This is a genomic window from Mycolicibacterium doricum, assembly GCF_010728155.1.
In the GTDB taxonomy this organism is placed as follows: domain Bacteria; phylum Actinomycetota; class Actinomycetes; order Mycobacteriales; family Mycobacteriaceae; genus Mycobacterium; species Mycobacterium doricum.
This window is the reverse complement of record NZ_AP022605.1, coordinates 3,908,390-3,922,896: the sequence shown is the minus strand read 5'-3', so window position 1 is coordinate 3,922,896 and position 14,507 is coordinate 3,908,390. Positions and strand designations below refer to the sequence as shown.

The window sequence follows — 14,507 nt, the reverse complement described above, 5'->3', positions numbered from 1 at the left end:
GGGGTTCGCGGTCTCGGATCATCGCTGGTTCTCCTGGAGGGTAGTGATGGCGTGGCGAATGGTGTAGGTGGGCAGCAGCGGGCGTTGATCGACCAGCACGCGCAGGTCACTGACGTCAGCCAGTTGGAGAAGTAGTGCGGCTGGGACGGTGGCGGCCAGATCGAGGATCCAGCGGTTGCGAAGCCCCAGGTGGTTCATTCCGGTGTGGCCGTGGCGTCGCATATCGCCATTGGTGCGGTTAACGATGTTGCGTTCGGGCTGTTTAGTTTTCGGGGACAACACCAGTCCATTGCCGACGGCGACAGACAGGCTCAGCAGCCGGGCCGCGATTGCTGGGTTGACGACGGGGACTTGCCGAACCCCGCCAAGTCGGTTGGGCAGCGCCACCACCGCGATCGCCCGCCCATCGACGGCCAGCGAAGTGATCGATGTCCCGCGTAATGACCTGAAGTCCCCTGCCCTGGCGCCAGCCCCGTAGGACAGGTCAAACAATGCCTGTGCACGCTGGGCCAGTCTGGCCGGCAACCTGGGAATGAGATGTTCCAGACGAGCGACTTCGGCCATGCTCGCCGCCGGCAACCGTTTGCGCCGCGGTGCGGGCACGGTGTGGGAGCGGGGGAACTGTTGGGGGTGCAGTTCACGTCCGATCCCGTACAGAATGTACCGGCGTTGCCGCAGCGAGCGTTCACTGTTGATCTTCGTCCAGGTCAAGTACTCGTCGACGTTGGCGCGGGTAAATGCTCGGGCGGGGTCGATCACATCACCAAACGACGACCACATCAGGAACCGGGCGATCAGTCCGGTCGCCTTGCGGTCATCTTCGCCACCATTACCGCTCTTGAGGCACCGCAACCGCGCGGCCTCGCGCACCGCGCCGGCAGCGAGTTCGCGGTTGTCGGCGCGGATGGTGATCCTCTGCAACGCCTGCAGCCGCTCTGACTGAGTGATCGCGACCGGCGGCGTCGGCCGTACAGCATCGCGTGCTACCTCCACAGCGCGTTCATCGCATTCTGCGGCGATTGTCTGCCGTTCTGCGGGTGGTGCCGTTAAAGGGGTCGCCGCGGTGGACATCTTGCTGAATCGCGCCATCAGACGCGCCACCCCTCAGGCCGCGGGTGTGAGCGGACAGTCCGAGATTGATGCGGCGTGGCTGGTTGACATAGACATGTGGGCACGGTGAAATACACCTATCCCTCCTTGGGGGTCAGAGAGCATGAGAACTCTTGATGAACGCCGAAGCCGGGTTGCCGCCCGGCTTTTGGCATTTGTGGGCTCGGCACAGCCGAGCATGATGAGAAGTTCGCGTTGTGGCGCGAGAACCGTTCAGCAGCTACCTATCCGGGCCTCCTTCGCCTTTCGCGGGACGTTGTCCTCGATCGGGCTCGACCGGTGGGTGCTGAACCTCATCAGACAGGGCGCGGGTCAATAGCCGCTCACCGGTCTGAGATAGCGTCAGCCCTTCGCATTTGGCGTACGCATAGAGACGGTCGGCCAGCGACGGCGATAGCCCGAACTCCACCCTGACGCGACTGCGTCGCTCCATCATTGGTCTTGGCATCGACAGCTCCCCGAATCGGCGCGATCGGCTCGTACTGTCGCTTGCCAGGGTGATGGGACCACCTGGTTGCCAGTGGGATGGGACCACCGTGGCGCGTTATTGAGGATGCTCGTCGGGGTGGTCTGGGTCAAGCCGGCCGCCGCGGGTCCGTTGGCGGTAGGACGGTCCTTCGATGACGAGGGTGTGGGCGGTGGCGGTCAGCCGGTCGATCGCCGATTGGGCCAGCAGGGTGTCGGCGGTCATGGTCAGCCATTCGGCGGGTTCGCGGTTGGAGGTCACGATGGTGGTTTTGGTGCGGTGGCGTTCGACGACGATTTCGTAGAAGTCGCTGGTCTCGGTGGCGTCGAGGGGCCGCAGCGCGAAGTCGTCGATGATGAGGACGTCGGTGGCGGCCAGTCGGCGGATTTCGGTGTCGACGGTGTTGTCGAGGCGGGCGGCGCGCAGCCTGGTGAACAGCTTGTCGGCACGGCCGAATAGGACGGTGTGTTTGCGGCGGATTGCTATGTGTCCCAGGGCTGTTGCTAGGTGTGTCTTGCCGACGCCGACGGGTCCGAGGATGATCGCTGACTGGCCGGCGTCGAGGAATCTCAGTGAGGTGAGGTCGCCGAGTAGGGTGCGGTCATAGCGCAGGTCGTCTTGTGCGGTCCAGGTGTCCAAACGCATGCCCGGGTCGAGTCCGGCTTTGGTGGCTCGTAGTGCGGCTGAACGGGATTCGCGGCGGGACACTTCGTCGGCGAGCAGTGTTTCGAGGAATCCGATGTGGCTGAGTTTGTGTTGGCGGGCCAGGGCGGCGCGTTCGGGCAAGGTGTCGGCCAGCGCGCCGAGTTTGAGGGTTTTGAGCAGGCGGGTCAGGTCAGCGCCGACCGGGTCGGCGGGGGCACGGTGGGTGGTCATGTCAGCAGGTCTCCTCGGAATCGGTAACGGGCACTACGGTCAATGATGTTTTGGTGACGTTGAATTCGGATGGGCTGCGGGTGAACCGGGTGGCTGTTTGGCCGACTGCTTGCGGTAGTGTCGGGGCGGTGTTCTCGGTGGCGCGTTGCAGCATGGAGGCGATCTTGTTGACCGAGACGACGTCGAGGTCCAGCGATAAGGAGCATGCTTGTTCGACGCGCTGCGCGCCGTAGCGGCGCACCAGGCCTTGGAGCCGGTAGACGGTGCGCATCCGGGTCCAGGGCAGCGGGTCATCGAGGATGCGTTCGGCGTAGATCCCGATATTGGGGCCGTGCGCCGCGCACGCGGCGATCAACGCCGCCAGGTCCCGCAGCGCGTAACCCGCTTTGTGTTCGGGCAGGTCAGCACGGTCGGTGCTGCGGCCACCGGCCGGCTGGCGAGGATGGACTTTCACCAGCGTGGCGCGGTGATAGAACTTCACCAGCTCACTGTCGGCGCGTACGTCCAACGTGTGCCCGATCCAGCACTCGGGCAGCGAATACAGGGCTTTGGCGACTTCGGCGTGGAAATCGCGGTGTACCTTGACCGCTTTGAACATCGGCACGTCATAGGTCCCCGGCACCGTGAGTAGCGTCGGTTGTTCTTCGGCGGTGAACACCTCCAGGGGACGTGCGCAGGTGGTGCCGTGGATGCGGGTACCGGCAGTGCGCGCACACCAAGTCATCACAGCCTGCTGCGCCTGTTCGAGACTGGTGAATGTTTCACCGTCCCAGAAGTTTCGGCGCACATACTGCACAGTCCGCTCCACCCGCGGCTTGTCTTTGGGGGAGCGAACCCGGGCCGGGTCGGTGAGGAATCCGGCATGACCGGCGTAGTCGAGCCACCCGCGGGTGAACTGCGGGTTGACCGCATCGGCGGCGGCGATCACCGGCTTGAGATTGTCGGGGATCAGCACCGCGAACACGCCGCCGAAGAATCCCCACGCCGCCTGGCACCCGGCGATCACCGCCGCCAGGGTCTGCGAATACGACAACCACACGAACATGTGCCGGGAATAGACGGCGGTGAAGATCAACGCGTGCACCTTGCGGCGCCGCCCATCAGCAGCATCGGTGAGCATCCCCAGATAGCCGAAATCGATCTGGCATTCCACCCCCGGATCACCATCAGCGACCCGCACCGTGGTGCCTTGCGGCCGAAACCGCAACGCTCACTGGCGAATCGGTGCAACGTCCGATACGGAACCACACACCCCTGCCGGGCCAGCAACGTCTCAATCTTGGTGATCGTCAACGGCCGCTGCTCACCATCGCCGGCCACCCAAACTTTGATCTGCTCCTCGAACCCCAACAGCTGCTCCCAGGCGGCGCCGTGACCATCTGGGCGGGCAGGACGCACCGCGTCGGCGACCACCCCGATCAACCCGTCATCGAGGGCGCTGACATCGCCGTCGCGGCGCAGCCCGGCTGCCTGCGCGGCCTCCACGTAGCGGCGCACCGTTTTGCGGTCCACGCCGCAATGCGCGGCGATCGTGCGGTACCCCGGCTCCGGCGGTAGCCCCGCCACCCCCAGCCACACCCGCAGCACTTCCCTGATCTCGTTCACACTGACCTCCCGAAAAACCATGCCCGCCGCCCATCCGTGACTTGAGCTGTCACAGCGATCGAACGAACAAACGAAGAGACCACCGACGCGACGCGCCGGTGGTCCCATAACTGGCAATCCAGGTGGTCCCATCACCCTGGCAAAATCAGGTCACACTGGTCCCAAGCTCCTGGCAAACGACACGTACCGGCACTCACCGGGAAATATAGCGTGGTGGAACCACGTCGGTATTGGGCCGCGATGCCCACTTCGTAGGTCGCGCAGCTGCAGGTAGCTTGGCGCAGAGCAGCAGCAGAAGCACGTCGTAACGCGCTACACCTCAACTGCGCTTCGCGCCCTAGAGTCGAAATATGTTGCTATACAGCAGAGTTAGAGCCTATAGAGCTTGCCCGTACACGAAGATGCCATTAGGCCCGCCGCTGCGGCGAACTTTAGCGGTGCGCTAAAGTTCAGGGCTCAGAACTTTAGCGGGCCAAAGAGCTTGCTCAACTTCAGAATTGGACTCAACTTCGGCGTGTCGCCTGCGCAATGAAGGGCTCCCGCATGCGCCGCGGCGGACGGCATGGACGCAATCGCTAGCGCCAGGCGCCGTCAATGACGTCCGGGTCTTCGAGATCGACTGCAGCCGCCGCACCCCTGTCCAGATCCTCGATAGTCAGCGCACGCAGGGGTCGAAAGTCAACGTCGAACTGCGCCTGTGTGTCGGTTTCCGACACTCCAGATGCCGGTTCGGGTCGTGGGTCTGTCACACGCACACTTTGCCATGCAAGGCGGTCGTGCGGACAGCAGATTGGTGGCCGACGCCGACGTTCCGACGCATGATCGGGGGGCTTGCGGAGTGGACGGCGTAGGGTGACGATGGTCTGGAATATTCGTCATCCGCTCGTCGGTCGGCATTCCGAGAACGGGTCGGGCTGACTATGGAAGGGCAATCCGTCATTAAATTTGAGGACCGTGGTAGCGCCCGTCTCGAACGAATTCTGGCCGATCCCGAGCGTGCCGAACGCGTCACCAAGATCCGGCAACAGATGCAGGAGGACGATCGGGCTAACCGATCTGAGCAGACATCACCGCCGGGCTGAGATCGTCGGGCTTACAGCGTAAGACCAGGTTTCAGGACGAACTCGAAGCACCGCCGTTCGAGACCTCGATGTGTTGGAGGGTAACGAGAGTCAAACGGAGCGGATGGAGCGCGGCGCTTCTCTCGTCCTGCCTACCTTTCACGTGCCGCGAGTACCACCAAAACAGGAAGTGATTCAACTTCGCTTCGAAGAATCCCCGTCCAGCTTGTCGAGCAGGGTTTCGAGCGACGAGGGCAGCCTGCGGGCGACCTGGCGGGTTGCGGCCGGATTGGACCAAATTTCCAGCGAGACGCCTGCCGGGTAAAGAACACGCGACACGCCACCATAAATTACATTGATGTGATTTGTTGTCGGTGACAGACCATAGAGTGGCCACATAGTAGGAAAGCGCAGGTGGGGAGGCTCCGATGGCGGATCGTTCGGCGATCGAGTGGACCGAGGCCACCTGGAACCCCGTCACCGGCTGCGACCGCGTATCTGACGGTTGCGACCACTGTTACGCGATGACGCTAGCCAAGCGACTCAAGGCAATGGGCTCAGCGAAGTACCAGGTCGATGGTGATCCACGCACCTCAGGCCCGGGCTTCGGTGTGACAGTGCACCCGCAGGCGCTCAGTGAACCGCTGCGATGGAAGAACTCTCGGGTGGTGTTCGTAAACTCGATGTCCGACCTCTTCCACGCTCGGGTGCCGCTGGACTTTATCCGTGACGTGTTCGACGTCTGCCGCGATACCCCGCAGCACACTTATCAGGTGTTGACCAAGCGCAGCCTGCGGTTGCGCCGCGTCGCCGCCAAGCTCGACTGGCCAGCCAACCTGTGGATGGGTGTGTCGGTGGAGAACGCCGACGTTCTTAGCCGGGTCGACCACCTTCGGGAGGTGCCAGCTGCGCTACGGTTCCTGTCCTGCGAGCCGCTCATCGGGCCGCTCGACGGAATCGACCTCACCGGGATCGGCTGGGTGATCGCCGGCGGCGAGTCCGGTCCCCGATACCGGCCGATGGAGTTGTCCTGGGCGCGGGGTATCCGAGATGCCTGCCGTGACGAGGGTGTGCCGTTCTTCTTCAAGCAGTGGGGTGGCCGCACCCCGAAGGCCTTCGGCCGCGAGCTTGACGGCCAACTGTGGGACGAGATGCCCACCGCGGCAACCGGTTAAGCTCCGACTCCGTCCTCGTCATCTTCATCCGGGCCTGTTGCGAAGATTTGGATGCGACTGGTGGCTGGCCACGGTGAGTTCTTCGGCGAGGTCGGCGGCGACAGTCGGACAACCAAGCCTTCGTGGAACAACTCAGTGAGAGCGGTCCGCACGTGCGGTTCCGTATAGCCGACGACCTGCGCTTGCTTGGCGAGCGTCGCGAAGTCGTGGGTACCGATGCGCTGGCGAAAATCCTCGATCAAGGGCTGGATGTCGGGCTCGAGCAGGCTGGGTTGGAAAGCAGTGACGGCGCTGGCCCCGCGGCCACTCGTAGGGTCCGCGGACCACTTGGCAGAATTCCAGCATTCAAGGCCAGCCTGATGATGTGTAGCGAAGATCAGCGCGTACCGGGTGTACCGACGCGCAACGTCCACATCGAATGACGAGGTATGGCACCCAAGTGCTTCGAGCTTGTCGCAGTAGAGCTTCACGAGCGCAGCCTTCGACTGCGCGGTGGTGAGTCCGGCACCAATGTTCTTCCAGGAGTCGTCCCCGTACAGGCTATTCATTACCGACACCATCGCGGGGTTGGTGCGGTACCGGTGCGCTTCGTCGACCATTAGCGTGATCACGGCGTCGTTCTTGGGAAGCTTCACGACTTCCGAGACGACGGACCACGGGATTTGTTTGAGCCCGTATGGGTCGATGATCCACAGAGTCTGTGTCCCCGGCGGTGCGTGCTGCTGGCGCACCTCGCCCACGACGTCCTCGAACTTCTTTGGCCCGAGGGACACGTGGCTGATTCGGTCATCTGCGGGAAGGGCCTTCATTCGCCCGTCCAGGGCATCGGTACGCCGCGGGTCCAGGTCGTTGGTAACGTGAGTGAGCGGCTGAAAGTTCGCACGGCAGATGTGCTCACGGAACAACTTGGCGATCATAATCGCGCTGCCGTCGAGGCCGTCGGAGTACATGCCCGAACCGGCGAACCCGTCGATGATTGTCGCCGGCTTCGCCCACCTGCCCTGCAGGACCTTGCCCATCCAACAAGCGATGTACCGCCGATAGAACGCGTGCTTGAGGCGGGTGTGGGGGTCCGACTCGTAGTCGACCCGCTTGCGCAACTCCTCCTTGCGAGTCATTTCAAGGCCTCCACCTCACCCGACGACCGGCGGCGATCACGTGCATCATTTGGCGCTCCTCCCCGTTAAAGCGCAGCGTATCGGCCTGGGCGGACATGGAGGGTCACCCTCGCCGCGGCTACGGAAGCCGGTGCGCGTCAGCTGGTCGACAGGTAGCCCCAAGGCCGTGACGACACACCTGGAAGCCAAGACCCGCGCAACCGGCGGGCTGGAAAGGGCCACACGGGCAACCTCGTCGGTCGACCCGCATCGTTCGTCACCGACGCCGACCCCAGCTGTGGCACCTTAAGAAGGTCTTTCGGATGTCCGAGCACGACCTGTAGGCCCGACGGATCTGCTACCACCTACGCGAATCGATCGAAGCCCACCTGAGCAGTGTGGTCGCTGCAATGGCCGTCAGCCCCTACGCCGAACCCCAAACCGGCTGCAGCATAGAAAAATTCGAGCGCATCGCACGCCGGTACCGCACCATGAAGACCAAGGCCGAGAATCGGACCTCCCCCGGCCGCCGTACGCTGTCTGATGCCATGCGAGCCGTCCTCGTCAAGAACCCCGCGCCGACGGTTCGCACTAATGCGCCAGGGCCGGAGCCCGCCGGCTGCAAATCTCGCTCAGCGCCAAGTCTCATACTCTTCCGGGTGTCGCAAGTACTGTTCGAGCGGGTCCTCGTCAACGATGACTTCTGACTCGTTCCAATCGTCGTCCTCACTGGGGCCCTGCGGCGATGCACCTGCCTGCAACGAAGTTACCGACGCAACATCGCGATCATTTAATCTAGCTGCCACTCTCTTGAATGCCATGGCACTGATGCTGTCGCCCGCGTGAAAGTCAAATTGGCGCAATTTCGGCAATTCTAAAAGCACCTCTAAATCAGAGATGACATCGCACTGCAATAACGCCACCCGCTTTAGCTTTCTACATGCTGACAGCACGCCAATATCGTCGATACCACAGTCGTCTAATATCAGATACTCCAAATTCGGTAGCCGCGTCAGAAAGGAGTAGTCTTGGATATGGCGCGAGCCCACGATAGATAATGAGCGTAGGTCTGGTGCCTCGCTGATGCCGATAAGTGTGCTCAGATTCTGGAGCTCGATCTCTAGCTGGCGAAGGCCGAAATTTCCAAGACCGGTAAGCTCCCGGATACTGTTGCACCCCCGCAGTATCAACTTTCTTAACTGCAGTCCCCCGCCAAGTTCGGCCGTCTCTCTTAGGGCCATCGGACCCGACAGTTGTAGTGCCTTCATTCTCGGAAACTCGTCAACCAAACCAGACATCGAACCGGCAATGTCTACGTCAAGGGCCAGCGAACGCAGGCCGGACAGAGCAGTTATTGATTCTCGGTCGAGGATGCCTCCACAGCCCTGGACCTGAAGGGCACTTAGATTCGTCAAGGAAACCAGTTGCTCGTAAGTATCAATCTGGTGGCAGTCTTTCAACGAGAGACTCGTTAACGCTTCGAATCGTCGAATCGGCTCCAAGGATGAAATGCTTTGATTATCATTGAGTCCTATTCTTCTAACAATACTGCAGTCCTCGATCTGGGCAAAAATTTCTAGGGCGACCCCTCCAGTGAACTGGAGCGCCACCTCAGATACATTCTTGATATGCTTTAAACCCAATACCACCTGGGGATCTCGGATACTTATGGGCCAAAGCCCCGCATCGCCGAAACACCGCTGAGCATATTGCACAGGATCGAAATGGCTCCAAGCTTCAATCCTTGCACGGTGAACTCGCCCTCTGCGGTCGTCCCGATAAGCCTCAATAAGCGCCAACGCGTCGTCCCCGCCTATCAACCCGGCCGTCAATAACGTGGCTGCAGCCTCTGGCTCGCTCAACTTGTCGCTTTCAATAGGCAGCATCGTGACAATCTCTTCGCCCACGGACGCCAGTACCCGTGCCGTAGCCTGGTCGGCGGGTGGAACAAGCGCCTCCATCCTTGTGATAATCCGTTGGCGAAGCTCTGGATCAATTCGTGTCACAACTTCAGTGCAGGTTGCCGCAAGGAAATTCAGCTTCGCTGCTTTCGACCCTTCCGCCTGATCCGCCGCGTTCAGAATTGCCGTTAAGAGGACCTCAGCTTCTCGTTGACGCGCAAACCCCGAGGCCATTACGATGATCTCCGAGTAGGCATCACGTTCGGCGTTGTTGATAAGTAGCTCGATCGACCCTTCTTGTACTATTCGTGACGCAGCCAGGTATTCCAGGAATGTCTTATGGATGAAGTCGACGCGTTGATTGACGGGCTCCCTGAGCACGCCGGAACGTTCCAGCAAGAAAGCTAGTATCTCGTCAGCAGATTCGCTCACGTGGGGCATATGGTCGACTGACCGTTGCACCTTCTCTACGACACGGCCCCTTTCCGCATCGCTCAACTCATTGACGGCGAACCAGTAGGCGAGATCACTGAGAATCGCAACTTTGTCGTCGAATCTAAGAGAAATAGTGGAACTACTTGGGATGTTTCGCTCGGCGTCTCTTCGATCAAGGAGCATTTCCAATGCAGTGCGATAGATCTCGAGCCGGCGGGTAGGCAACTGCTGGCGTCGGTTCCAATTTAACGCGCACAGGAGGGCGCAAAGAAGGGGATTCTCAGCAAGCTGCCTGAGCGCACGGCTCTTCTTGAATGTTGCCAGAAGCGATCGACGGTACTCGCCAATTTGATCTCTATCATCATGTATCCCATCAAGGGCGATAGCTTCGTGCCATTGACTGATGAAGCGTTCGACGTATGGCCGGGTCATGGGTAGTAGCTCTGCGGTAAAGAATTCAAACTCTTCGAGCCAGTCAGCATTGCTAGCAGATGGCCTCGAGGTAACGATAAACGTCGCGTCCGGGTACGCACCCGTTAGGTCGGCGATCCATTCGTGTAGCTCGTGCCGTCGATTCTGTGAGAATTCGTCGACACCATCGAGAAGCACGACACCTCGCCCTTGGGACAGCAGTGTTTGAGCCCACTTCTCGGGTGCAAGCTCGGCAAGAGGTTGCGACGCGTATTCGACGAACGCCGACACGGCAGGCAAGCTCAAGTCCGCAAACCTTCGAAGCTCAACGACGAACGGTACTGCACGATTCCATGCTTTTAGCGGTTCGGAATGCCTCCGCTGTGCACACAGAAGGGCGAGCCACCGCACTAGTGTCGTCTTGCCGGAGCCAGCTTCGCCCCGCAAATATATGCGACGGGCCTTCGAGATCACGAGGTCCGCGCTGAGAGTTTCGGTAGGTGCGTCGCGATGCGTCCCAGGCATAGACGATGCCGAGACTGAGAGTCCAATGTAGGCGGCGTCAAGAGAATATCGGCGACTAGGACCCGCGTTAGTCACACCGAAAATCTCGACTTTGTCGAGCTTCCGAGCCAGTTCTCGAAGGTACTTCAATTCGAACTCGTTATCTTCGTTATTCCTGGCGCCTAGCGTGTCACCTCGTTTTGGCATACGAGTTAGCACTTCGTTAAGTAGGTCGATGACTTCGCTGTTTCGTGACAATATTTCTTCAATGCCGCGGCCCTGGAAACTGGGTAGGGTAATTATGACCTCAGTTAGATGTTCAATGGCCTCTCGCAGCATGATTTCGAAGAGCTGACGAGCGGGTTCACTCAACACATATTGCTTTTGGAGTTGTTGTGAATACTTATACGCAACCCGGTAAAGGGCCTCGGCGCTCAGATTGCTATCAAAAAGCATGCCGTCGTCAAAGTGCGTTTCCTCAATTGTACGGCTGACAAACAAGATCGTTGCTTCCTGTTCGTTCACCGGGATACGTTGCAGCTCTGGATCCAGTCGTTGGTGCAGTCGCTGGGCAACCGTTTCTGCGAGTTGTTCGAGCTGTCGGTTCAGACTTCGCTGAGGCAATACCCCTAGTTGTCTAGCGCCGGCGAGTTCGATGAGCGTCATCTTGCGCTCGGCGGCTGACCGCCTGCCAGCAATTAGTGACTTGCCGCAGACCGTAGCTATTGATGTCCCCACCTTTAACAGCGCTTCAATTGACACGGCTAACGGCCTCCCTCAGAACCTACTGGTACCGTTCGAGACGGCAAAAAGAGAACAATTCTTGTTGACGGTGCTGGCGCTAACCTTAATACGTTGACTTGCAACGATGAAAACACTGGATGTCCGGTTAGATACGTCCAGCGGCGACGCGTGCTTGCCAAGTATCGAGCACAAACTCTGTAACAGTGACCGTTGCGTTCAGCGCCAGTCGTGCGTGCCTCGTCAGCGCCACGCTGCGTTTCGACTGTCCGTGGCCGATTCCTAGCTCGTTGCGCAACTCGGCCAGCGACTGGATTGTGGTGACCAAAGTCCGCAATATCTGCTGCGCAGATTCGCTACCCTTCGCGCTCTCAGGAACCGAATCCGCCTTCAGCTCAAGCAGATCCGCTACGTGCCGGTAGAGCTGAGGGATGTCCTCGCGCTGCCCGTACGCCACGCCAGAGTGGTCGAGAATGATCCTTAACAAGCTCTCGACCAGGTTCTTCGATGAAGAGATCGCTGCGGCCGGATCTGAGCTGAGACTGTCGCGTATGCGTACAAGATGCTCTTCCAGCACGACCGGGTCGGTCAGAAGTTGACGTTCGCGGAGCCGAAGGTCCGGGCTTGCGCCGTGAAAGGAGTCGCGACGACGCCATCCATAGACGGCATGGCCACTGATCCAGTCAGCTGGGTAGAGCTCGTAGCCGTCTCTGGCGAGGGCTTCGTTGAAAGAGTTGAGAAGTCTGCCGACCTCCTCTTCATCGGGTCGCACCAGCGGGTGCAGCATCTCGGCGAGGAATCGCAGAACGAGTTCGTCGTCACCGTGCTGCAACCCGAAGCGGCTGTCGGTGAACACCCAGTCGTCGGGCCAGTCCGCAGGGTTATTGACGCGGTGCTGTCGGATATCCCCAACAGCGGACTTGTACCTCGAATCGGTGCTCGGCAGAGCGTCCAAGTCGTAAATACGCGCCAAGAAGTCGGGCTCTTCCAACCTTCCTTCCCACAACACCTTTGCCAGGGTGATGATGTCGAAGATTCTGCGGCGCGTGATTGGGGTGATGAGCTTCGTCGGCACGCCTCTACAACTCCTCAAGGCCCGGACCCGACCCCGAGCGGATCAGGTGCGCTTCCATGATTATGGGGATTTGCGCGACCAAGTCCCCGATCCCGCTGAAAGTCGCACCCGCCGCAAACCACCCCACCGAACACAAAGGTCACGACCTCTTTCGAGTTCGTGACCTAAGTGCCCGGAGTCCGTAAAACTCCTCTCTGTGGGCGAAGGGGGACTTGAACCCCCACGTCCCGAAGGACACTGGCACCTGAAGCCAGCGCGTCTGCCATTCCGCCACTCGCCCGGACGACCGCAGGAGCCTATCATCCACGGCGCGCCCACCCCAAAACCGCAGTCGACGCACCGCAAGCGCGTGATCTGCACCGCTGTGACCAGCACGAATGTGATTCTCAGAGTTTCGTTGGTCCCATCGGCCAAACGCGGGTGGATACCATGCAGGAAAAGTCCGGGCCAGCCGACACGCGGCGGTCCACCTGCGTGAGCAGGCACGACGCAACGACGAAGAGTGAGGCGGGCGGTGATATGGGCCTGGTGGACCGCATCGAGCGCAAGCTCGAATCCACCGTCGGCGACGCCTTCGCCCGCGTCTTCGGCGGATCGATCGTCCCGCAGGAGGTCGAGGCGCTGCTGCGCCGCGAAGCGGAGTCCGGGATCCGGCCCCTCGGCCGCGGCTGCATTTTGGCCCCGAATGCATACGTAATTACCCTCAGTGTGCCTGACCATAAGAAGGTAAGCGCCGATCCTGACCTGACCGCGACCACTTTCGCCAAGCATCTGGAGGGATACATACGTGAGCAGGGGTGGCAAACGTATGGTGATGTGGTCGTCAAGTTCGAGCAGTCACCGAATCTGCACACTGGACAGTTTCGCGCTCGTGGTGCCGTCAACCCCGACTCGACCACCGGCGAGCCCGCCCCACCACACCGAAACCACGCGTTCCCCGCAGAAGCAGGAGTACCACCGATGAGCGACAACCCGACGTACCGCGGCGGCGGCCAGGGACAGGGACGGCCCGGCGACGACTACTACGACGAAGGTTACGGCCGTCCGCAGGAGGAGCCGCGTGGCCAGGAGCCCCGCGCCCCCTACCCGCCGGAGCACGGCGGTTACCCGCCTCGCGGGGGCTACCCCGACCAGGGCGGCTACCCGGACCGTGGTGGCTACCCCGATCAGGGCGGTTACGGCGGTGGCGGCTACGAGCAGCGCGGACCTGCCGGCCAGGGTGGCTACGGCCCGCCCGCCGGCCCGCCCGCCGGCGGCTACGACCAGGGTTACCGTCAGGGCCCGGGGGGATACCCACCCCCTCCGGCCGGACAGCCCGGCTACGGCGCGCCCGGCGCGGACTACGACTACGGTCGTCCGCCCGGCGGTCCAGGCCGCCACGAGGACGGCGGCTACGGGCGTCCCGGATACCCCGATCAGGGTGGCTACCCGGACCAGGGTGGGTACGGCGGCGGCTACGGTGCTCCGGCCGGGGCCCGGCAGGACTACGGACAGGACTACGGCCGCGGTTACGCCGAGCCGGCCGGCGGCTACGGCGACCCAGGATACGGCGAGCCCGCCGGCCGTGACTACGACTACGGCCAGGGCGCCGGCGGTTACGGCGGCGGCTACGGCCAGGGCGACTACCCGGCCGGCGGCACCACGGTGACCCTGCAGCTCGACGACGGCAGCGGCCGCACTTACCAGCTGCGCGAAGGTGCCAACGTCATCGGGCGTGGTCAGGACGCTCAATTCCGCCTCCCCGACACCGGTGTGTCCCGCCGCCATCTGGAGATCCGATGGGACGGTCAGGTCGCCCTGCTGTCCGATCTGAACTCCACCAACGGCACCACGGTGAACAACGCGCCGGTTCAGGAATGGCAGCTCGCCGACGGAGACATCATCCGGCTGGGCCACTCTGAGATCATCGTCCGCATGCACTGAACTCACCGCGCGCGCGGTCACGTTCAGGTCAAGCTGTCGGCTTCGCCTTCGCCCCGATCGCCGCCCCAAGTATCGTGACGTTGCCAGCGGGCGCGACCGACGGTTGTACGTGCGGTGAACAGGACGG

General features: G+C 61.5%; 7 protein-coding genes, 1 tRNA gene and 2 pseudogenes. 3 read left to right on the top strand and 7 right to left on the bottom strand.

The features are described 5' to 3' along the window. Positions 1 to 18: 18 nt before the first annotated feature. The 3 genes and pseudogenes from G6N07_RS19160 to istA form a co-directional block, all read right to left on the bottom strand. A complete protein-coding gene (locus G6N07_RS19160; protein ID WP_133055539.1) occupies positions 19 to 1,071 on the bottom strand; it encodes a hypothetical protein in 1,053 nt (350 codons plus the stop codon). A 583-nt stretch (positions 1,072 to 1,654) separates the two neighbouring features. Then, complete coding sequence (istB, locus tag G6N07_RS19155; protein WP_163784285.1) at positions 1,655 to 2,452, bottom strand: IS21-like element helper ATPase IstB; 798 nt, start codon at positions 2,450 to 2,452, stop codon at positions 1,655 to 1,657. Position 2,453: 1 nt separating this feature from the next. Further along, positions 2,454 to 4,078 (bottom strand): annotated as a pseudogene (gene istA, locus G6N07_RS19150) (IS21 family transposase). 1,468 nt (positions 4,079 to 5,546) lie between these two features. Here istA and G6N07_RS19145 point away from each other — a divergent pair. Next, positions 5,547 to 6,293, top strand: a complete 747-nt coding sequence (locus tag G6N07_RS19145; RefSeq protein WP_085192537.1) for a DUF5131 family protein — start codon at positions 5,547 to 5,549, stop codon at positions 6,291 to 6,293. On the opposite strand, the gene tcmP is transcribed toward G6N07_RS19145, so the two are convergent. Further along, positions 6,290 to 7,393, bottom strand: a complete 1,104-nt coding sequence (tcmP, locus tag G6N07_RS19140; protein ID WP_163784283.1) for a three-Cys-motif partner protein TcmP — start codon at positions 7,391 to 7,393, stop codon at positions 6,290 to 6,292. The genes G6N07_RS19145 and tcmP overlap by 4 nt on opposite strands. A gap of 166 nt (positions 7,394 to 7,559) precedes the next feature. Here tcmP and G6N07_RS20625 point away from each other — a divergent pair. After that, positions 7,560 to 7,985: pseudogene (locus G6N07_RS20625) on the top strand (IS1634 family transposase); the annotation flags it as partial. A gap of 37 nt (positions 7,986 to 8,022) precedes the next feature. Here G6N07_RS20625 and G6N07_RS19135 read toward each other — a convergent pair. From G6N07_RS19135 to G6N07_RS19125, 3 genes are all read right to left on the bottom strand, one after another. Further along, on the bottom strand, positions 8,023 to 11,379 hold the full coding sequence (locus G6N07_RS19135) for an NACHT domain-containing protein (protein ID WP_372507554.1): 3,357 nt from the start codon (positions 11,377 to 11,379) through the stop codon (positions 8,023 to 8,025). 151 nt (positions 11,380 to 11,530) lie between these two features. After that, a complete protein-coding gene (locus tag G6N07_RS19130) occupies positions 11,531 to 12,457 on the bottom strand; it encodes an abortive infection family protein (protein WP_085192534.1) in 927 nt (308 codons plus the stop codon). A gap of 197 nt (positions 12,458 to 12,654) precedes the next feature. Continuing rightward, positions 12,655 to 12,737: transfer RNA gene (locus G6N07_RS19125), tRNA-Leu, on the bottom strand. A gap of 239 nt (positions 12,738 to 12,976) precedes the next feature. Here G6N07_RS19125 and G6N07_RS19120 point away from each other — a divergent pair. Further along, positions 12,977 to 14,380: an FHA domain-containing protein gene (locus G6N07_RS19120; RefSeq protein WP_085192533.1), complete on the top strand. Its 1,404-nt coding sequence runs from the start codon at positions 12,977 to 12,979 to the stop codon at positions 14,378 to 14,380. Positions 14,381 to 14,507 lie beyond the last annotated feature (127 nt).